The sequence below is a fragment of the Qipengyuania sp. NPDC077563 genome (assembly GCF_044901345.1).
Taxonomy (GTDB): Bacteria; Pseudomonadota; Alphaproteobacteria; order Sphingomonadales; family Sphingomonadaceae; genus Qipengyuania; species Qipengyuania aestuarii.
This window is the reverse complement of record NZ_JBJDPC010000001.1, coordinates 132,687-152,590: the sequence shown is the minus strand read 5'-3', so window position 1 is coordinate 152,590 and position 19,904 is coordinate 132,687. Positions and strand designations below refer to the sequence as shown.

22 protein-coding genes and 1 tRNA gene are annotated in these 19,904 nt (G+C 60.5%); 14 read left to right on the top strand and 9 right to left on the bottom strand.

All coding sequences use genetic code 11. The features are described 5' to 3' along the window. Positions 1 to 35: 35 nt before the first annotated feature. Both purB and radC read right to left on the bottom strand, forming a co-directional pair. Positions 36 to 1,346 (bottom strand): adenylosuccinate lyase, encoded by a 1,311-nt coding sequence (gene purB / locus ACI2I1_RS00750; RefSeq protein WP_404677512.1) that lies wholly within the window; start codon positions 1,344 to 1,346, stop codon positions 36 to 38. 101 nt (positions 1,347 to 1,447) lie between these two features. Next, positions 1,448 to 2,164 (bottom strand): DNA repair protein RadC, encoded by a 717-nt coding sequence (radC, locus tag ACI2I1_RS00745; RefSeq protein WP_404677511.1) that lies wholly within the window; start codon positions 2,162 to 2,164, stop codon positions 1,448 to 1,450. A 57-nt stretch (positions 2,165 to 2,221) separates the two neighbouring features. On the opposite strand from radC, the gene ACI2I1_RS00740 reads away from it, so the two are divergent. The 8 genes from ACI2I1_RS00740 to ACI2I1_RS00705 all read left to right on the top strand — a co-directional run bounded on the left by ACI2I1_RS00740 (position 2,222) and on the right by ACI2I1_RS00705 (position 8,858). Then, positions 2,222 to 5,431, top strand: coding sequence for a YdbH domain-containing protein (locus ACI2I1_RS00740; RefSeq protein ID WP_404677510.1), 3,210 nt, complete (start codon positions 2,222 to 2,224; stop codon positions 5,429 to 5,431). A gap of 20 nt (positions 5,432 to 5,451) precedes the next feature. Next, entirely contained in the window at positions 5,452 to 5,688 is a 237-nt protein-coding gene (locus tag ACI2I1_RS00735) for a YnbE family lipoprotein (RefSeq protein WP_247710600.1), read from the top strand. Positions 5,689 to 5,699: 11 nt separating this feature from the next. Then, on the top strand, positions 5,700 to 6,092 hold the full coding sequence (locus tag ACI2I1_RS00730; RefSeq protein ID WP_404677509.1) for a YdbL family protein: 393 nt from the start codon (positions 5,700 to 5,702) through the stop codon (positions 6,090 to 6,092). Positions 6,093 to 6,276: 184 nt separating this feature from the next. Beyond that, positions 6,277 to 6,597, top strand: a complete 321-nt coding sequence (locus ACI2I1_RS00725) for an AtpZ/AtpI family protein (protein WP_404677508.1) — start codon at positions 6,277 to 6,279, stop codon at positions 6,595 to 6,597. Positions 6,598 to 6,651: 54 nt separating this feature from the next. Next, positions 6,652 to 7,440 (top strand): F0F1 ATP synthase subunit A, encoded by a 789-nt coding sequence (locus ACI2I1_RS00720; RefSeq protein ID WP_321207868.1) that lies wholly within the window; start codon positions 6,652 to 6,654, stop codon positions 7,438 to 7,440. Positions 7,441 to 7,477: 37 nt separating this feature from the next. Further along, positions 7,478 to 7,705, top strand: coding sequence for a F0F1 ATP synthase subunit C (locus ACI2I1_RS00715; RefSeq protein WP_221541377.1), 228 nt, complete (start codon positions 7,478 to 7,480; stop codon positions 7,703 to 7,705). A gap of 81 nt (positions 7,706 to 7,786) precedes the next feature. Then, positions 7,787 to 8,281: an ATPase gene (locus ACI2I1_RS00710; RefSeq protein ID WP_224811762.1), complete on the top strand. Its 495-nt coding sequence runs from the start codon at positions 7,787 to 7,789 to the stop codon at positions 8,279 to 8,281. After that, entirely contained in the window at positions 8,274 to 8,858 is a 585-nt protein-coding gene (locus ACI2I1_RS00705; RefSeq protein WP_404677507.1) for a hypothetical protein, read from the top strand. The genes ACI2I1_RS00710 and ACI2I1_RS00705 overlap by 8 nt, the downstream gene beginning before the upstream one ends. Positions 8,859 to 8,928: 70 nt before the next feature. On the opposite strand, the gene gloB is transcribed toward ACI2I1_RS00705, so the two are convergent. The 6 genes from gloB to aroA form a co-directional block, all read right to left on the bottom strand. Then, positions 8,929 to 9,684, bottom strand: a complete 756-nt coding sequence (gene gloB, locus ACI2I1_RS00700) for a hydroxyacylglutathione hydrolase (protein ID WP_404677506.1) — start codon at positions 9,682 to 9,684, stop codon at positions 8,929 to 8,931. A gap of 131 nt (positions 9,685 to 9,815) precedes the next feature. Then, on the bottom strand, positions 9,816 to 11,519 hold the full coding sequence (gene rpsA / locus ACI2I1_RS00695) for a 30S ribosomal protein S1 (protein ID WP_221541381.1): 1,704 nt from the start codon (positions 11,517 to 11,519) through the stop codon (positions 9,816 to 9,818). A 450-nt stretch (positions 11,520 to 11,969) separates the two neighbouring features. Beyond that, on the bottom strand, positions 11,970 to 12,581 hold the full coding sequence (locus tag ACI2I1_RS00690) for a YSC84-related protein (protein ID WP_404677505.1): 612 nt from the start codon (positions 12,579 to 12,581) through the stop codon (positions 11,970 to 11,972). Between the two features lie 87 nt (positions 12,582 to 12,668). After that, entirely contained in the window at positions 12,669 to 13,295 is a 627-nt protein-coding gene (locus ACI2I1_RS00685) for a (d)CMP kinase (RefSeq protein WP_404677504.1), read from the bottom strand. Beyond that, positions 13,292 to 13,561, bottom strand: a complete 270-nt coding sequence (locus ACI2I1_RS00680; RefSeq protein WP_224811757.1) for a permease — start codon at positions 13,559 to 13,561, stop codon at positions 13,292 to 13,294. The genes ACI2I1_RS00685 and ACI2I1_RS00680 overlap by 4 nt, the downstream gene beginning before the upstream one ends. After that, positions 13,558 to 14,865 carry a 3-phosphoshikimate 1-carboxyvinyltransferase gene (gene aroA / locus ACI2I1_RS00675; RefSeq protein WP_404677503.1) on the bottom strand — a complete coding sequence of 436 codons (1,308 nt, stop codon included), beginning with the start codon at positions 14,863 to 14,865 and terminating at the stop codon, positions 13,558 to 13,560. Before aroA ends, ACI2I1_RS00680 begins: the two co-directional genes overlap by 4 nt. Positions 14,866 to 15,029: 164 nt before the next feature. Between aroA and ACI2I1_RS00670 the strand changes: the two genes are divergently transcribed. From ACI2I1_RS00670 to ACI2I1_RS00645, 6 genes are all read left to right on the top strand, one after another. Further along, a complete protein-coding gene (locus tag ACI2I1_RS00670) occupies positions 15,030 to 15,371 on the top strand; it encodes a TIGR02300 family protein (RefSeq protein ID WP_221541385.1) in 342 nt (113 codons plus the stop codon). Between the two features lie 102 nt (positions 15,372 to 15,473). Continuing rightward, positions 15,474 to 15,549: transfer RNA gene (locus ACI2I1_RS00665), tRNA-Ala, on the top strand. A 187-nt stretch (positions 15,550 to 15,736) separates the two neighbouring features. Then, a complete protein-coding gene (gene ffh / locus ACI2I1_RS00660) occupies positions 15,737 to 17,239 on the top strand; it encodes a signal recognition particle protein (protein ID WP_404677502.1) in 1,503 nt (500 codons plus the stop codon). A gap of 38 nt (positions 17,240 to 17,277) precedes the next feature. Continuing rightward, positions 17,278 to 17,718 (top strand): 30S ribosomal protein S16, encoded by a 441-nt coding sequence (rpsP, locus tag ACI2I1_RS00655; protein WP_404677501.1) that lies wholly within the window; start codon positions 17,278 to 17,280, stop codon positions 17,716 to 17,718. An 8-nt stretch (positions 17,719 to 17,726) separates the two neighbouring features. Next, positions 17,727 to 18,212 (top strand): ribosome maturation factor RimM, encoded by a 486-nt coding sequence (rimM, locus tag ACI2I1_RS00650; protein WP_404677500.1) that lies wholly within the window; start codon positions 17,727 to 17,729, stop codon positions 18,210 to 18,212. Between the two features lie 33 nt (positions 18,213 to 18,245). After that, positions 18,246 to 18,965 (top strand): DUF5818 domain-containing protein, encoded by a 720-nt coding sequence (locus ACI2I1_RS00645; RefSeq protein ID WP_404677499.1) that lies wholly within the window; start codon positions 18,246 to 18,248, stop codon positions 18,963 to 18,965. Here the strand turns inward: ACI2I1_RS00645 and ACI2I1_RS00640 are convergent. Then, on the bottom strand, positions 18,962 to 19,882 hold the full coding sequence (locus ACI2I1_RS00640; protein ID WP_404677498.1) for an NAD(P)/FAD-dependent oxidoreductase: 921 nt from the start codon (positions 19,880 to 19,882) through the stop codon (positions 18,962 to 18,964). The genes ACI2I1_RS00645 and ACI2I1_RS00640 overlap by 4 nt on opposite strands. Positions 19,883 to 19,904: the final 22 nt, after the last annotated feature.

Here is a 19,904-nt window from a genome sequence, read left to right as displayed (position 1 = left end):
TGGCAAGCGATGCTAGGCGCGGAAATCGGCGGCGTCTAGCCGAACACCCGATCGAAAATCGTGTCTACCTGCTTGAAGTGATAATCGAGGTCGAAGCGTTCCTCGAGCTGCTTTTCCGTTAGCACTGCGCTCACTTCCTGGTCGGCTTTGAGCAGGTCTAACAGCATGAGCTTTCCGTCGGATTCCCATACCTTCATCGCATTGCGTTGCACCAGACGATAGGCATCCTCACGGCTGACGCCATTTTGGGTCAGCGCGAGCAGAACGCGCTGGGAATGAATCAAGCCGCCCATGCGGTCCATGTTCGCCTGCATCCGCTCGGGGTAGATCAGCAGTTTGTCTACTACGCCCGTAAGCCGTGCGAGCGCAAAATCGAGTGTGATCGTCGCGTCCGGACCGATAAAGCGTTCGACCGAAGAGTGCGAGATGTCGCGTTCGTGCCAGAGCGCGACATTTTCCAGCGCTGGCAGTGCATAGGCGCGGATCATCCGAGCCTGACCCGTCAAATTCTCGGTAAGGATCGGATTGCGTTTGTGCGGCATCGCGCTCGAACCCTTCTGCCCCTTCGAGAAAAACTCTTCGGCTTCCAGGACTTCGGTACGCTGGAGGTGGCGAACCTCCACCGCCAGGCGCTCGATGCTTCCCGCAATGACTGCAAGAGTGGCGAAGTACATGGCATGCCTATCGCGTGGGATCACTTGCGTTGAAACCGGTTCCGCTTTGAGTCCGAGCTTTTCGGCCACATATTCTTCGACGCTGGGATCGATGTTGGCGAATGTCCCCACTGCACCCGATATCGCGCAGGTAGCGATTTCCTCCCGCGCCGTCAGCAAGCGAATCTTGCAGCGATCGAACTCTGCGTAAGCCAGCGCGAGTTTGAGACCGAATGTGACGGGTTCAGCGTGGATGCCGTGGCTGCGACCGATTGTCGGCGTGTATTTGTGCTCACGTGCGCGCCGTTCGATGGCAGCGAGCAGCTCATCGAGATCTTCGAGCAACAGATCTGTTGATCGAGTTAGCTGAACGGCGAGCGTGGTGTCGAGAACGTCTGAACTGGTCATGCCCTGATGCATGAACCGCGCTTCGTCGCCGACGTTTTCCGCTACCCAGGTCAAGAATGCGATGACGTCGTGTTTGGTTACCGCTTCGATTGCGTCGATCGCTTCGACGTCGATCTTCGGGTTGGTTTCCCACCAGTCCCAAAGCGCCTTGGCCGCGCTTTTCGGCACTACGCCCAAGTCGCCGAGCTTTTCAGTGGCGTGGGCTTCAATCTCAAACCAGATGCGATATTTCGCCTCCGGCTCCCAGATGGCGGTCATGGCAGGGCGGGCGTAGCGGGGGACCATAGCGGACTCCGAAATAGAGCGGGGATCTGTCGCGACCCGCTAGAGAGGAGGCGGCTCCATGACAAGGCTGCCTGTTCTTTTATAGCTTCATCTTTGCGGGGCTAGGACAGCAAGCCTTTCGCTCTCAGCGACACATGACTTCCACGTCCGATTATGACGTGGTCGTGCACGGTAATGTTCACTAATCGACCAGCTTCGGCGATGCGATTGGTGATCTCAATGTCTGCGCGGCTCGGTTCCGGGTCGCCGCTGGGATGATTATGGACGAGGATCAATGCGCTTGCGCCGACATCGAAGGCGCGGCGGATGACTTCGCGCGGATGGATCGCAGCCTCATCGATCGATCCTTCTGAGGCGAGATGATCGTCGATCAGCCGATTGCGGGTATCGAGATAGAGAACCCTGACGCGTTCGTGTTTCAGTTCACCCATGTCGATCGACAGATAATCGAGCAATGCCTGCCAACTTCCGAGAACCGGCTTCTGCTGTATGGTCCCCCGGGCCATCCGGCGAGCCGCCAGAGATACCGCATGGAGGCACGCCGCGCTCGCTTCGCCCATTCCTTGCACCTGGGCAAGCGCGCCTGGAGATGCGTTCAGCACAGCTGAAAAAGACCCGAATTGACCGATGAGCCGTTTTGCCACCGGCTTGGTATCACCCTGACGAATGGCTGCGAACAAGAGAAACTCGAGCAATTCATAGTCGGCCAGCGCTTCCGCCCCGCCATTCAAAAGTCGTTGCCGCAGCCGTTCGCGATGTCCGGCGCCCGAATGGCTGGTCGATTCCTTCGCCCCTTCCGGCAACTCTTTACTCCACAAGTCCTTTGAATATCTTGCATTGCCTCCGCGGAATAAAGCGCGCAAGTGCTCGCTCTAATGGACGGCTCTGAGGGTCAATTCGTAAGTCAAAGGCCGCGCTGGCGCAAAAAGCGCTGGTTCGTGCCCGCGCTCGCTCTTGCGGCGCTGGTGGTGGCGGCGATTCTGGCGTGGTCGAATCGCATTGCCATAGCCGACGACTTTATTGCGGATCAGCTGGAATCCAACGATTTGCCAGCGACATATACAATCGATCGGATCGGCGGCCGCAACCAGATCATCTCCGATCTCGTGATCGGTGATCCAGGCTCGCCCGATTTTACCGCGACGCGCGTAATTGTGCAGCTACGCCACCGTTTGGGGTTGCCGGTAATAGATAAAATCACGCTGGTTGAGCCACGTCTTTACGGCCGATTTGTGGATGGCACGCTGAGTTTCGGTGCGCTGGACACATTGCTTTTCGGCGAGAGCCAAAAAGACCCGGGACTTCCGGATATCGATTTGGCCATTCGCGACGGACGCGGTCTTATCGAATCTCAATTTGGGCCTGTGGGGATCAAGTTGGCAGGTTCCGGAAACGTCGCGGATGGTTTTGCAGGTACATTGGCTGCCGCCGCGCCAGACCTATCCGTGTCCGATTGCCGGGGAGACGGTGTCACACTTTATGGAAAGCTGACGACCGCTTCCGGTAAACCGACCTTTCGTGGCCCTCTGCGGATGACCAGTCTGGCCTGTAAAAAGGCTGAAGTCTTAGCAGCCAATCTGGTTGCGGAAGTTAAGCTGACTACCAACGACACGCTGGCGGATCCTGCCGTGGAAGCTCGGATTGCCTCCGACCTCACGCAATCCGGACAATACAGTGCCCAATCGATCGCTGGCACGGTTCGGGCTCAAATGCGGGGTGAGGATATCACGGCTCGATATTCTTTAGCTTCCAGAGGGGTCGAAACCCCTCAAGCGATAGCGGCTCTCCTCACGGCGGAGGGGAGGGTGCTGGCTCGCCAAAATTTCGAAATGCTCGATATCGAAGCGGACGTCGAAGGTAATGGTCTGCGGCTGGGTCGCGAACTTGACGGGGCTTTTTCCCAACTTGCCACCTTCGGGGGCGGTACTCTGCTCGAGCCAATCGTCAGGCGCGTCAGCGCAGCGCTTCAGGCTCAGACCCGTGGCAGCGCGCTCGAGTTGGGACTGAGGCTGCGCTCGGATAAGCGCGGGCTTGTGCTCTCGGTCCCGCAAGGGGAATTGCGCGGGGGTGGCGGTACGCGCCTGGTTTCGTTGTCTCGTCTCGAATATTCTGCAGCACAGGGGCGACCGACGCGGCTGTCCGGAAACATCTCGACTGGTGGTCCGGCATTGCCGCGGATCAGGGGCCGGATGGAGCGGTCCGGTTGGGGAGATGCGCTGTTTTCGCTCAGCATGGCGCAATATGAAGCTGGTGGATCAAGCCTTGCAATCCCGAGGCTTTCCCTGACGCGGGGAGAAAGCGGCGCGCTAGTCTTTTCCGGGAATGTGGAAGCGACCGGCGAGCTGCCGGGCGGGGCTGTCGACCGGCTTGCCCTTCCGATCGACGGTCGATGGACACCTGATTCAAGCCTCGCGCTATGGCGCGACTGCACCAAAGTGTCCTTCCGCCGCCTTCGGTTTGCGCAGCTGAATATCGCGGGGCCCGGGATGACACTCTGCCCGCCGCCCGGCAAGCCGATGCTGCAATATGGTGCTGGGGGAATGAAGTTTGCGGCGGGTGCACCTTCTCTGGATCTGGCCGGTTCGCTGGGGACGACGCCCATAAGGCTGTCGAGCGGACCTGTCGGCTTTGCTTACCCCGGTGTGCTGAAAGCGCGAAACGTCGATGTATCCTTTGGTCCGGTCGCGACCGCGAGCAGGTTCGCTGTCTCGGATATCGATGCTCGGATCGGCGAGAACATTGCAGGCACCTTCGCCGGTGCGGAAATTGCTCTTTCCTCCGTCCCCATGAATTTGGAAGAGACTGCCGGTTCCTGGGACTATACCGATGGGCGGGTCTCCATTGCGGACGCGTCTTTCCGGCTGGTGGACCGGCAAAGCCCCGCACGCTTCGAGCCACTTGTGGCCCGCGGCGCATCGCTGACGCTGGTCGACAATATTATCGATGCGGTGGCTGAACTTAGAAACCCGCAATCGGACCGCATCGTGACCACTGCCGATATCAGGCACAATCTCGGCACTGGCGACGGCCAGGCGGATTTGCGAGTGGCCGGGCTGCAATTCGACGACCAGCTTCAGCCGGAAGATATCAGTAAGCTGGCGCGAGGGGTTGTCGCCAACGCGCTTGGCATCATCGATGGCACGGGCCGTATTCGATGGACCTCCGGCGGGGAAGTTAAGAGTACGGGCAGCTTCTCATCCGACGATCTCGATTTCGCCGCGGCATTCGGACCTGTCAAAGGCGCCAGCGGAACCGTGGTCTTCACGGATCTCCTCGGCCTGACCACTGCGCCGGGCCAGACGATCCGCGTGGCTTCGGTAAATCCGGGCATCGAGGTGACGGACGGGGAGGTGCAGTTCAGGCTTGAGCGCGGTGAACTGCTCGCCGTCCGGGGCGGACAGTGGCCCTTCATGGGTGGAACGCTCATCTTGCGGGACGTCGATCTCAATCTCGGCATCAGCGAGGAGCGACGCTATGTGTTCGAGATCGTGGGACTGGATGCGGCCCAGTTCATCGCTCAGATGGGGCTGGACAACATTTCGGCGACCGGAATTTTCGACGGCACTCTGCCCATAGTCTTCGACGCGGACGGCAATGGACGGATCGAAGAGGGCATTCTCGTCTCTCGGGACCCGGGCGGCAACATCTCCTATGTGGGGGAGCTGACGTATGAAGACCTGTCGGCAATCGCGAATTTCGCTTTCGACGCGCTGCGCAGCCTCGACTATTCTCAGATGCGCGTCGTGATGAACGGCCCGCTGACAGGCGAAATCGTGACGCAGGTACGCTTCGATGGGGTGCGCCAGGGCGAAGATGCAAAGACCAATTCCATCACGAAACAACTCGCCAAGCTACCGCTTCAGTTCCGGATCAACATTCGCGCACAGTTCTATCAGCTGATCAATTCCGTCAAAGCCATGTATGATCCTGCGTCGGTCCGCGACCCGCGCGAGCTTGGCCTTTTGAGCGATGACGGGACGCGTCTGCTGCGCCGATCGATAACGGGAGAAGAAGCCGCGTCCGAGGTCGATCCGGAGGATATCGTGCCCGAAGCTCCCGCCATTCAGGATCAGGAAAGCGAGTGAACGCTATGAGGATACCAAAATTGACCGGTGCAATCCGGCATGCGAATAGCTTCGCCATGCAGGAAAGAGAAACAGGCATGGGTCACAGAATTCTGGCGGTGAGCATCGGTTCACTTGTTCTGGGGGGCTGTGTCACGGTGGAAGCACCGACCGAGCCGATCGTGATCGAGCTTAACGTGAACATCCGCCAGGAGGTCATTTATCGTCTCGCGGAAGACGCGGGCAACACGATCGAAGAGAATGCAGATATTTTCTGATGGGGAACGCAATGAACAGATATGTCATCAAGGCCGCACTTGCGGGATCGGCTTTCGCTGTGGCGCTGGGCGGTGTCGCAGCGCCGGCCTATGCCCAGCGTGATCCTGCCTATGCTGCGGCCCGTTCTTCCGGCCAGGTTGGCGAGAAGATGGACGGCTATCTGGGGATAGTCGGCAGCGAGAGCGTCGAACTGCGGCGCATCGTCAACGACATCAACATCAAACGCCGCGCAGTCTATTCGGAGCGTGCCCAGGCGACTAATGCCACGCTCGAGGAGTATGCCCTTACGGCTGGCTGCCAGGCCATTCTCGCCACCAAACCCGGCGAAAAGTATCAGGCGCCGGATGGGAGCTGGCAAACACGCACCAACGCAGCTCCGATGCGCGATTCGCGCTGCCCCTGAGCTGCGCTCCGATAATTTCAAAAGCCTCCTCCGGCGACGCGCCGGGTGGAGGCTTTTTTGTTCTATCGAGAGGCCTCGGCGGGGCTGCCTGTGTTGACTCAGGTATAGCCCCCATCTAAGGGGGCCGCGCCCTTGGCGGGCAAGTCCCTGCGCGTGCCGCGCAAACCCCTTGAAGGAGTAAGGCATGAGCGACGACGAGCCCGCACGGAAATCCATCGAGGAGGATGCGCGGATCGATGCGCTGGAAAAGCGGCTTAGTGCCGCCCAGCAGCGCGAAGAACAGCGTAACCGCAGGGCTGGTTCCGGGGCCGATGCGAATTACCGCAGCGGCAACCGCGTACTGGCCGATTTGCTTGGTGGACTTCTGGGAGGTTCGGTTATCGGCTATGCCATTGGCTATTTCACCGATACCAACCCTTGGGGTCTGTTGGTCGGCTTGTTCCTCGGGATAATCGTCGCCTTCAGGAATGTTATCCGCGCGGCAAACCAGGGCCCCGACAAGTAATCCCAAAATGGGGTTGGCGGGGCTTTCGTTACAGGATTTAAGGACTAGAGAGACGTGGCAGCCGAACAGGCCAAAGTCGATCCGATGTACCAGTTCACCATCCAGCCGCTTGGCGGCTCGGAAGGCTGGGAGCTGGCCGGATACAATATCGCCTTCACCAACTCAGCAATGTGGATGCTGATCACCACCGTGGCGTTGTTTGCGTTCATGATCGGCGGCATGCGGCGCGAACTCGTTCCGGGCCGCTGGCAGATGATGGTGGAAAGCTTCACCGGCTTCATCGACAATATGCTCGAAGCCAACATCGGCAAGGCAGGGCGCAAGTATGTCCCCTACGTCTTCAGCCTGTTCATGTTCATCCTTTTCGCCAACCTTCTCGGTCTGCTGCCGCTGGGTGTTTTCGGTGTCCATCCGTTCACCTTCACCAGCCATTTCACCGTGACTGGCGTTCTCGCGATCATCAGCTTCTCGATCGTGCTGCTCGTGGGCTTTTACAAGCACGGGCTGCATTTCTTCTCGCTGTTCGTGCCCGAGGGTACGCCGTTGCCGATGATCCCCATCCTCGCGCCGATCGAATTCATTTCCTTCATGGTTCGCCCTTTCAGCCTCGGCCTGCGTCTTTTCGTGGCAATGATGGCTGGTCACGTGTTGCTCGAAGTCCTGTCGAGCTTTGTCATCGACGGAACGAATGCTGGCGCAACCTTCGGCCTTGTCGTCGGATTGCCTGCCTTCCTGCTGATGATCGGCATTTGCGCGCTGGAACTGCTCGTTGCAGGCATCCAGGCCTATGTTTTCGCTCTTTTGACGTCGCTGTACATCAACGACGCCGAGAACCTTCACTAAGTCTTTAACTATACACGTTTTTCCAAAGGAGTTTATCATGGAAGTAGAAGCTGCAAAGCTGCTCGGTGCTGGTCTTGCTGCAATCGGTGCAGGCCTTGCGTCGCTCGGTGTCGGCAACGTCTTCGCCAAGTATCTCGAAGGCGCGCTCCGCAACCCGGGCGCTGCTGACGGTCAGCAGGGTCGTCTGTTCATCGGCTTCGCCGCTGCCGAACTTCTCGGCCTGCTGTCGTTCGTCGTTGCCATGATCCTGATCTTCGTCGCCTAACAGCGCGAAATCACGTTTTGAGCCGGTCGGGTTTGCCCGACCGGCCTTGCATATTCTGTCACCCGCTTTTCGAGAGCTGCAATGCCCCAGATAGCACAGCTTGCCGAAACATGGTCCAGTCAGGTTTTCTGGCTTCTGGTCTTTTTCGGCATCACTTTTTTCGTCATCGGCAAGGGTATGGTGCCCAAGGTGATGGACACCGTTGCCCAGCGTGACGGCCAGATTGCCGCCGACCTCGCCGCTGCCAAGGCTGCGCGCGATGCTGCCGACGAGCAGGAAGAAGCCTGGCGGGTGAAGGAAAACGAAAATCGTGCCGCCGCGCAGGCCATCGTCGCCAAGGCGAAGGACGATGCGGCAGCCAAATCCGCAACCAAACTCAAGGCCGCTCAGACACGCCTCGACAAGAAGCTGGCAGAAGCCGAGGCACGGATTGCCGAGGCTCGCACCGCAGCGCTGACCGAGGTCGAGGCAGTGGCTGTCGAAGCGGCTCAGGACATCGTCAAGACGCTTGCGGGCGTCAAGGTGACCAAGCCTGTCGCAACCAAGGCGGTGAAGGAGCAGATGGCACATGGCTAATTCGACGACGGCCCAGGCGCCCGAAGTCTTCGCGACGGATGCGCCCAAAGTGTTTACCGAGGCTGGCCACGGTGGTGCGGGTGTCCATGCCGAGCCGGAATTGTGGGGTCTTGCACCCTTTCAGATCGTCTCGGTATCGATGCTGGTGCTGTTTGCGATCGCCCTGTTCGTCGGCAAGGCCCACAAGGGCATTGCGGGCGGTCTCGACAGCAAGATCGCTGCGATCAAGGAACAGCTTGAAGAAGCTAAAGAGCTTCGCGCTGAAGCAGAGGCCTTGCGCAAGGAGTATGCCGACAAGATTGCGAGCGCCGAGAAGGATGCTGAAGCCATGCTCGTGAAGGCACAGGCTGAGGCTGACAGTCTTTTTGAAAAGGCGGAAGCCGATACCAAGGACATGGTCGAACGCCGTAAGCGCATGGCGGAAGACAAGATCGCGGCAGCCGAGCGTGAAGCGGTTCAGGACGTCCGCAATCGTGCCGCTTCTGCCGCAACCGGCGCAAGCCGCAAGCTGATCGCCGAGAAGCACGATGCGGAAGCCGACAAGGCGCTTACTGACACCGTCATAGCGGGTATCTGAGCTCTTCCTGTAACGGAATGAAGAGGGCGGCCTGAAGGTCGCCCTTTTTGTGCCTATGACGAAGCGCTTTTCAGAAACTATCTTTTGCCGCTCGTAGTGCAGCAAAGGTCTCTGCTGGCTTTTCTCCGCCCCAGCGCGCCTGCATCTCAGGGCTGTCGGCGCGCAGGAAAGGATTTGTTTTCAATTCTCGCTCCAAGCTGGTCGGGATTGTGGGTTCTCCCCGAGCACGCTTTGCATCGATCTCACCTGCGTAAGCGGCGAGTTCTGGATTCTCTGGATCCGCATGGAGCGCAAACTTCGCGTTCGCTTGGGTATACTCATGTGCGCAATACAGGGTCGTCTGAGGTGGAAGCTGTCTGATACGATCGAGGCTGTTCCAGAACTGCGTCGGCTCTCCTTCGAACATTCTGCCGCAGCCCAGCGCGAACACGCTGTCGCCGACAAAAGCAATGTCATCTGCGGGCAAATGGAAAGCGACGTGGCCGTTTGTATGGCCCGACACATCAATCACACGGGCTTCGTGCTGGCCGAGCTTTACGACGTCACCATGGCTGACAAGGGTGTCGATGGGCGAGAGCTTTTCGACCTCCTGCGGTGCGATTACCTTGGCCCCCGTCGCCTCGATTATGGCTTTGTTCCCGCCTGCATGATCGGGATGCCAGTGCGTGTTCCAGATATGGCTGATGGTCCACCCCTTAGCCTTGGCTTGGCGGAGGTACTCGGCACCATCGGGGGTGTCGATGGCGGCTGTCTCGCCGCTGTCGGGATCGTGCAGCAGATATCCGTAATTATCGGACAGGCAGGGGAACTGGTGGATTTCGAGCATGGGTTTTCAGCCGTCCTATCGCATCAAGGCTTGAGGACCGAAGCTAGGCATCCTTCACGCAATAGGAAAGGCCCGCCTGCTCAGATGAGCAAGCGGGCCTCGCCTGTTTCCCAGAAGGGAAGGGGAAGAGCTTAGTCTTCCTTCTTCTTCAGCGCTTCGCCGAGGATGTCGCCGAGCGATGCGCCCGAATCGGACGAACCGAACTGTGCAACTGCTTCCTTCTCTTCGGCGATCTGACGCGCCTTGATGGAGAAGGTAGGCTTCTTCGAACGATCGAAACCGGTGACCATAGCATCGACCTTGGCGCCGGGCTGGAAGCGATCCGAACGCTGCTCGTCACGATCACGGCCGAGATCCGAACGCTTGATGAAGCCGGTCGCGCCATCTTCGCCGACCTGAACTTCGAGACCGCCATCGCGGACTTCGAGAACGGTGACGGTGACGACCTGGTTCTTGCGAACGTCGCTCGAAGCACCGGCTTCGCTCGGAGCACCCTTTTCGAGCTGCTTCATGCCGAGGCTGATGCGTTCCTTGTCGATATCGACGTCGAGAACCACGGCTTCGACTTCTTCACCCTTGCGGTGCAGGGCAAGGGCGTCTTCGCCCGAGATGCCCCATGCGATGTCGGACATGTGAACCATGCCGTCGACGTCGCCCGGAAGGCCGATGAACAGACCGAATTCGGTGGCGTTCTTGACTTCGCCGGTGACCTTGGCGCCAACGGGGTGCGCTTCGGCGAATTCTTCCCACGGATTGCGCTGAGCCTGCTTGAGGCCGAGCGAAATGCGGCGCTTTTCGCTGTCCACTTCGAGGACCATGACTTCGACTTCCTGCGAGGTCGAGACGATCTTGCCGGGGTGGACGTTCTTCTTGGTCCAGCTCATTTCCGAAACGTGGACCAAGCCTTCGATGCCCGGCTCGATTTCGACGAATGCGCCGTATTCGGTGATGTTGGTGACGGTGCCCGTCATTTTCATGCCGACCGGATACTTGGCAGCAACGCCATCCCACGGATCCGATTCCAGCTGCTTCATGCCGAGGCTGATGCGCTGGGTGTCTTCGTTGATGCGGATGATCTGGACAGTCACGGTCTGGCCGATTTCGATCATCTCGCTGGGGTGGTTGACGCGCTTGTAGCTCATGTCGGTGACATGCAGCAGGCCGTCGATACCGCCGAGATCGACGAATGCGCCGTAATCGGTGATGTTCTTGACCACGCCGTCGATGACCTGACCTTCGGCCAGCTTGTCGATCAGTTCGCTGCGCTGTTCTGCACGGGTCTCTTCGAGAACCGCACGGCGCGAAACAACGATGTTACCGCGGCGGCGGTCCATCTTGAGGATCTGGAAGGGCTGGGCCATGTCCATCAGCGGAGCGACATCGCGCACGGGGCGGATGTCGACCTGTGAACCGGGCAGGAAGGCCACGGCGCCGTCGAGGTCAACGGTGAAACCGCCCTTGACGCGGCCGAAGATGCGGCCTTCGACGCGCTTGCCTTCGCCGAATTCGCTTTCAAGCTTGTCCCAGGCGGCTTCGCGGCGGGCGCGGTCGCGCGACAGCATGGCTTCGCCGTCGGCGTTTTCGATGCGGTCGACGAACACTTCGACTTCCGAACCGACTTCGAGGCCGTGCTCGTCTTCGCCGCGCATGAATTCCTTGAGGTCGACGCGGCCTTCGCTCTTCAGGCCGACATCGATGTGGGCCATGCCATTTTCGATGGAAGTGACGGTGCCTTTGACGACGCGGCCTTCGAAGCCGCCGTCATCTGCGCCGCCGAGCTGCTCGTCGAGCATTGCCGCGAAATCGTCGCGGCTCGGATTGGCTGATGTTGCCATGTGTTGTGTAGTCCTAACTTACGTTTGCTACCGGCCACCGGTTGTCCGGGGTCTTTACCCGTCTCCGCCGCACCATCGCGGTGGCTAACGGGGCAAGAGGGCCGTGATCTCCGCGAGGCCGGGTGCCAGCGCGAAGGTTCCTGCGAATCCGATCGGTTTTGCGAGAACGGCCGCGCGCCTAGTCCAAAGTCGGCCGAAAAGCAAGGGAATTGCCGGGGCGAATCCTACAGGATGGAGCACATGGAGCACGGTCCAGAGCAGAAAAATCCGGTCCCCCCAAGGTGTCGAAATGCCCAGGATTTTCGCGGGTTTGAGAGGGGCTGGGGCGAGCATGGGACCTCTGCTTGCACACATGCCCCAAAGTAGGAAAGGGGAAAGGAGTGACCACCAAAAGAAAAGACCGGGAAGCCGCCTGGCCCCCGGTCTCATCTCACGGTAACGATTTGACGATCAGCTGTCGGTATTGGCCGTCATACCAGTTTCCATGTTCTCATCCGAAGCCGAATCCTCGTCCTTCCAAATGCGCATAGCGTCCACGCTGACATCGGCCATCAGGCCTTCTGCGTTGAACACATAGAGGACCGTCTGGTCGCCAGCGGTCTCGGTCGCTGCATTGGCGTCGGCATTGGCGATGACCAGCGCGCTTTCGGCACCGATGCTCCATTCGCCGTCATCTTCGAATTCGTCCAGTGCTTCCTGGTTCGGCATCTTGAAGACGTATGACGCTGCCGAAATACCGGCCTGAAGGCCAATGCTGGCTTCACCCATATTGTAGTAATCGACGACCTGGCCGTTGCGGATCAGCGCGCCTTCGCCGCCTTCGCCGCCTACACCCAGCGCAACGGACGTGACATCGGGGAAGACGAGGTAGCTTTCACCGTCCTGGCCGCAGGTCGGCTCGACCTGCTCGCACTGCTGGAGGGCGGCGAGGGCCTTATCGTCGAGAGTGGCCTCCTCGGTCATCTGGCCCTGTTCTTCAGGTGTCGTTTCCGCTTCGTCCGACGGGTTCGAACCACACGCTGCAAGTGCACCCGCAAGGGCTACGATCGATAGAAATCTCATTGGTTTTCCCTTTCCCATTTAAGGCACAGCCCCAGCTGCCCCAGGGAAGAAAACCTATCGCTGCAATGCATGTTCCGGAAAGTTTCGCTAGGTGGAGGCGGCAGCGCTTTCCACCGCGTGGATCGCGGCGGCGATAGCCTCTTCTTTGCCCAGCGCACTGGTGTCGATCACCATCGCATCGGGCGCAGGGACCAGCGGGGCCACATCCCGATTGCGGTCACGTTCGTCACGGCGCTCGAGATCATCCTCGATTGCGGCCAGCGTGACCTCCACGCCTCGCTCCCGCATTTCCAGAAAGCGCCGCCGGGCCCGCGCCTCGACGCTGGCGGTGACGAACAGCTTGGCCTGTGCCTCGGGCGCGATGACCGTACCGATATCGCGCCCGTCCAGCACGGCACCACCAGCCTGCGTCGCGAAACTGCGCTGGCGATCATACAGCGCCTGGCGGACGGGCGGGTGGATCGAAACCCGGCTTGCAAGTCCGCCGGTTTCTTCATTCCTGAGATGGGGATCGCCTAGCAGACTGTCGGGAAAGCTGACCGCGGCCAGCGCATCGCCCGCGTCATCGGGATCGCCGCCGTCGAGGAAGACCTGCCGCCCGACCGCGCGGTAGAGCAGGCCGGTGTCCAGATGTGGCAGCCCGAAGTGGGCGGCCAGCGCCTTGGCAATAGTGCCCTTGCCGGAGGCGGTGGGGCCATCGACGGCGATGATCATGCTTCGCGCTCCTGTCCCTTGCGCCCGGTGCGAACGGCTTTTGCAATTCCGAAGATGGCTATGGCGGCCCAGAAACCTTCCAGCACCAGGCTGGGCCAGTTCGTATGGACGATCAGCGATACCGTCAGCAGAGCTGCCCCGGAAAGGTTCGTGCCGTGGAGGATGAAGGGATTGGGTTCATCCTTGAACGTGAGATAGGCATAGGCGCCGATGATGCAGGCGGTGCCGACGAAGCCGACGAGACTGGCCCAGTCCAGATTGATCACGAGGTCGCGTCTTTCAGAAGTTCGTTGAAATTAGGGAAGCTGGTGGCGATCGGTTCCGCGCTGTCGATTTCGACGCCGTCCCGGCTCGCATGGCCCGCGATCGCCATGCTCATGGCAATACGGTGATCGAGATGGGTGGCAACCGGGCCGCCGCCAGGCAGGGCGGTCCCGCCGGATCCGTGAATGACGAGGCCGTCTTCCCGTTCCTCTATATCCGCGCCCACCAGCGAAAGGCCTGCCGCCATGGCCGCGAGGCGATCGCTTTCCTTGACGCGCAATTCCTCAAGCCCGCTGGTGACGGTGGTGCCGTCCGCCACAGCTGCGGCCACGAACAGGACGGGAAATTCGTCGATCATGCGCGGAGCGATTGCGGGATGAACTTCCACACCCTTGAGCGGTGCGTGGCGCACGCGCAGATCGGCCACCGGCTCACCGCCAACTTCGCGCGCGTCTCGATACTCGATGCTGGCACCCATCTGGCCGAGTACCTCGAAGATACCGTTCCGGGTGGGATTGAGGCCGACATTCTCGATGATGAGATCGCTGCCCGCCACGATACTGGCCGCAACGGCGAAGAACGCCGCCGAGGAAGGGTCGCCCGGCACGGTGATATCGCAGGGGGTGAGATCGGATGGGCCGGTGATGCTGATGACGCGCTCGCCATCGCGCTCAACGACCTGCACATCGACGCCGAAGCCGCGCAGCATCCTTTCGGTGTGATCGCGGGTAGGGACGGGTTCGATGACAGTGGTGGTGCCGGGCGTGTTGAGGCCGGCAAGCAGGACCGCGCTCTTCACCTGGGCGCTGGCCACGGGCAGGCGATAGGTGATCGGCACGGCAGGCTGCATCCCTTCCATCATCAGCGGCAGGCGGCCGCCGGGGGAGGGGGTGAAGCCGGCACCCATCATCGACAGCGGATCGATCACCCGGCCCATCGGGCGTTTCGACAGGCTCTCGTCTCCAACGAAACTGGTGGTTATGCCATGGCTGGCGACAAGGCCCATGAGGAGCCGGGTCGACGTGCCGGAATTTCCCATGTCCAGCGCCTGTACAGGCTGGAGCAGCGTGCCGACCCCGACACCGTCGACGATCCACTCGTCGCCATCCTTTTCGATCACGGCGCCCATCGCCCGCAGGGCGGCGGCTGTGGCCAGCACATCCTCGCCCTCGAGCAGGCCCGAGATGCGGCTGCGGCCCACGGCCAGCGCGCCGAACATCAGCGAACGATGGCTGATGGATTTGTCGCCCGGCACGCGAATGCGTCCTGTGAGCGGGCCCTGGGCCGAGAAGCGGTGCGAAGTCACGAAAGCGTATCCATATCTTCGCCGCGCTTTGACAGCGCGCACCCACTCTGGCAAGGCGCGCGCGCTATCGATTCCTCCCCCTTTACTTTAGGGCGACGGAGTCCATCTTTATTCGAGAATTCCCGCCTCGCCTGCTCGGCGGGGCCAGCATCCAAGGATTACACATGGTCAAACCTGAATGGGGCACCAAGCGCACCTGCCCGAACTGCGGCACCCGCTTCTACGATCTGAACAAGGACGATCCTGTCACCTGCATCGAATGCGGTGAAGAGTGGTCGCCCGAACCCGTGCTCAAGTCCAAGCAGCCCATCCTCGCCGAGGAAGAGAAGAAGGACAAGAAGGGCGAAGCCGATTCCGATCTGGGCGGCGATGACGATGACGATCTGGATATCGACATCGACGAAGACGATGATTCGCCGGACAATGAAGTCGATCTTGGCGGCGACGACGACCTTGGCGTGGAAACGAAATCCAAGGGCGACGACGACGACGCGGACGAAAGCTGATTTAGCTTGAAATTAGCTGTTGCATTGCGGGAGGGCTGCTTATATTGGGCGCCTCCCGCAAGGGTGATGCACCTCCCAGGATGCATCGGTTGAAAATGGTTCGGGGCCTTAGCTCAGCTGGGAGAGCGCTACAATGGCATTGTAGAGGTCAGCGGTTCGATCCCGCTAGGCTCCACCATTTCACAAATGGCACTTCGGGTGCGATGGTAGCAGGTCGTGGCGACGGCCGCGGCTTGCTTCCACCACACCTGGATATACGTTCGGGTTTCACAGGGGTCTGACCCCACGCTGGCTGACGAGTTTTCGTCCGCCGGCGTTTTTCGCGTTTAATCCGGCATGTCGTGTCGGCAAGGAGTAGAACACACATGTTCGACAATCTGTCCGACCGGCTCGGTACTGTCTTCGACAAGCTCAAGGGCCGTGGCTCGCTGTCGGAGAACGACGTTCGCGAAGCCATGCGCGAAGTGCGCATCGCGCTGCTCGAAGCCGACGTCGCGCTGCCCGTCGTGCGCCGCTTCATCGATGCGGTCACCGAAAAGGCGATCGGGTCCGAAGTCCTCAAGTCGGTCACGCCCGGCCAGCAGGTCGTCAAGATCGTCAATGACGAGCTGGTCGAAATGCTCGGCGGCGACGGCGAGGATGCCGAACCGCGCGAACTGAACCTCAACGCCAAGCCACCGGTCGTCGTCATGATGGTCGGTCTGCAGGGTTCGGGTAAGACGACCACGACGGCCAAGCTCGGCAAGCTGCTGCGCGAAAAGCACGGCAAGAAGGCCATGATGGCCTCGCTCGACGTCAATCGTCCGGCCGCACAGGAACAGCTCAAGGTACTGGGCGAGCAGGTCGATGTGGCGACGCTGCCAATCGTTGCGGGCCAGCAACCGGTCGACATCGCGCGCCGTGCAATGGAAAGCGCCAGGCTCCAGGCTGCCGACGTGCTGCTGCTCGATACTGCGGGCCGCCTGCATGTCGATGAAGCGCTGATGGCCGAGATGAAGGCGATCAATGCCGTCTCGTCGCCCACCGAAGTGCTGCTGGTGGTCGACAGTCTGACCGGTCAGGACGCGGTCAACGTCGCGCAGAGCTTTACCGGCGAAGTGCTGCTGACCGGCGTGGTTCTCACCCGTATGGACGGCGATGCCCGCGGCGGTGCGGCTCTGTCGATGCGCTATGTCACCGGCAAGCCGGTCAAGTTTGCCGGTACCGGCGAAAAGCTCGATGCGATCGAGGCATTCGATCCCAAAAGGGTCGCCGGCCGCATTCTCGGCATGGGCGACGTCGTCTCGCTGGTCGAGCGGGCAGCAACCGCGATCAAGGAAGAAGAGGCCGAAGCGCTCGCCAAGAAAATGGCGAAGGGCGAATTCGACCTCGACGATTTGCGCATGCAGCTGAAGCAGATGCAGAGCATGGGCGGCCTCGGCGCTCTGGCCGGCATGATGCCGGGCATGAAGAAAGCCAAGGCGGCGATGGCGTCGAGCGGGATGGACGACAAGGTCCTCGTGCACATGGATGCGATCATCGGTTCGATGACGCCGAAGGAACGCAAGCTGCCCAAGCTGCTGAATGCCAAGCGCAAGAAGCGCGTGGCGGCAGGTTCGGGCACGCAGGTCCAGGATGTGAACAAGGTGCTCAAGATGCACCAGGAAATGTCCAAGGCCATGAAGCAGATCAAGAAGATGGGCGGGCTCAAGGGCCTCGGCGCGCTGTTCGGCAAGGGCGGCCTTGGTGCCGCCATGCCGGGCCTCGGCGGTCCGGGCGGCCCGGGCCCCATGGGCGGCCTTCCGGGTCTCGGCAGCGGCGGGAAAGGGTCTTCGGTCGATCCCGATACGCTGCCGCCTGAGCTGCGCGATATGTTGAACAAGAAATAACCGAATTACCGATATTTACATTCGAAAGGTGAAGTAAAATGGCAGTTGCAATTCGTCTGTCGCGCGGTGGCGCGAAGAAGCGTCCTTACTACCGCATCGTCGTGTCGGACTCGCGCAGCCCGCGTGACGGCAAGTATCTCGAGCAGATCGGCACCTACAACCCGATGCTGCCGAAGGATTCGGGCGAGCGCGTGAAGCTCAACGAAGACCGCGCGCGTCACTGGCTGAGCGTCGGCGCGGTGCCTTCCGATCGTGTTCATCGTTTCTTCGACGCTGCCGGCATTCTCGAGCGAGCACCGAAGAACAACCCCAAGAAGGGCGAACCGGGCGAAGCTGCCAAGGAACGCGCTGAAGAAAAGGCTGCCAAGGCTGCTGAGGCTGAAGAAGCCGCCAAGGCTGCTGCCGAAGCACCGGCTGAAGAAGCTGCTGCTGAAGAAGCACCTGCCGAAGAAGCCACCGAAGAGCAGGCCGAAGGCTGAGCATTTCGATGCAGGACAAGCCCGTCACCCTTGCTGCCGTCACCGGTGCGCATGGCGTGGCGGGCGAAGTCCGTCTGAAGCTGCTGGGAGAGGGCTTCGAGGCCCTGAAACCGCACAAGAGCTTCAACGAGGGGGCATTGACCGTCTCCAAATTGCGGAGCGACAACAAGGGCGGCGCCATCGCGCGCTTCGCCGAGGTTGCCGACCGCACCGCCGCCGAGAAACTGCGCGGCACCGTCCTCACCGTTTCGCGTGATGCACTTCCCGAGCTGGAAGAGGGCGAATTCTATTATTCGGACCTGCTTGGACTGCCTGTCATGACCGACAAGGGCGAAGCGATCGGGCGCGTGTGCGCGGTCGAGAATTTCGGCGCGACCGAGATCATCGAGATTGAGCAGCCCGACGGCAAGAAATTCATGGTCCCTTTGACCAAGCAGGCCGTGCCTGTCTGGGACGATCGGTCTTTGACCGTCAACTACGATTTCGTGGAATAGGAACTTCCGGTTTTCGCGCCTCGTTGGTCGTACATGACCCTAACGAGAGAATATCTTATCCTTCCGCTCGCCATGGCGCTCTCCGCTTGCGGTGATGGCGCCGACCAGCATGGACAGATAACTACCGGCCAGACCGAGTCTCAGAGCGTAGAGCCTGAGCCCGACGAAGGTCCAAGAACACTGACAGTTGAAGGTCGGGTTTCCTCAGGCATCGAGTGCCCTGTGGTGCAAACTCCAGGAGGCGATGTCTGGGCTTTGTCGGTTGGGGAAGCGGACGTCCGACCGTCAGATTATGTCACGATCACCGGCACCATTGCCAGGATGAGCATTTGCCAGCAGGGGCGTGGAACTATCGAAGTGGATCGGATCAGTCCTGCCGAGCTGCCCGCGCGGGACCGCGACCCCGCAAGAGCGGGTGGAGCAAAGCCGACCGCCGCTTATCTCTCGGGACAGTGGGTTGCCAAGGGGCTTTCAGGCACTTGCCGGACGCCGGATTTTTCCATTCGGCGAACGAGTGGAGGTCTTGTCCTGGAAGGGGATATTTCCAATCACGACGACAATGCGCTGGTTGTATTGGGTAACTATCCGCGTGTCGATCTGGATGAGCCGAGGCAGGATCTTCCCCTGGAAGGCCGAGGGCCGGATGGATTGGCAATACTACGGCCAGCAACCGACGCCGCTTACGAGCCTATTTCGATCGGAAGCGCGCGGATCGACGGGGACGGAGTGGTCTTCATCAAATGCCCTGCTTAGCGCCTGAGCGGCATTTTCTCGGCCAGCCGATTACGGATCGCGGTCGAGGCAACGCCTGCCTGCCCCATGGCGTGGCTGATCTGATCGAGGCCCAGGACCACATCTCCTGCGGCAAAGAGGCCATTTACGCTGGTTTCCAGATGGTCGCCGACCAGGACGCATCCTTCGTCGCCTAACTTCGCGCCGCAGTTTTTGGCCAGTCCTGACCTGATGACCGAGCCGAGCGCGGGGTAGAAGGTATCGAACACCATTCTCCCTTCCGCCGTCGCGAAGCCGATCTGGCCGTTCTCGATCGCAAATTCGCCGCACGGCCCGGCGACACGTTTAATCCCGGCATCGTCCAGCGCCTTGCTGCAGCCGTCGGACAGATCGTGATCTCCGTGCGGAGAAACCAGAGTGATGTCCTTGGTATATCCGCGCAGGAACTGCGCCTCGGCCGTGCCGTGATCTCCGGTGCCGATCACGGCGACTTTCTTGTCCGTCACTTCATAGCCATCGCAGACCGGGCAATAACGGATCAGGCCGCGCGACAGGGCTTCGTCATGCAACTGCTCTTCGATGCCCTCGGGCCGATTGTTGACGACGCCCGTCGCCAGCAGCACCGTGTGGGCGCGGTACGTCTCATCGTCGCAAGTAACGGTAAAACAATCGTCGGGCTTGGTCAGATCGGTCACGCGCTTGGGTTCGCGCAGCGCACCGTATTTCGCAGCCTGTTCGCGCATTCTGTCGAGCAGTTCGGCGCCATTGATACCATCGGGAAAACCGGCATGGTTGTGGCTGGTCGGGATCCAGCTCGCCCGGCTCGTGCCGCAATCGAACATGCGGATGTCTAAGTGATATCGGGCGAGGTAGATTGCCGCCGTAAGGCCCGCAGGCCCCGCGCCAATGATGATGCAGTCGTCGACGTGTTCGCTCATGCTGCGGTGAACGTCCGGTATG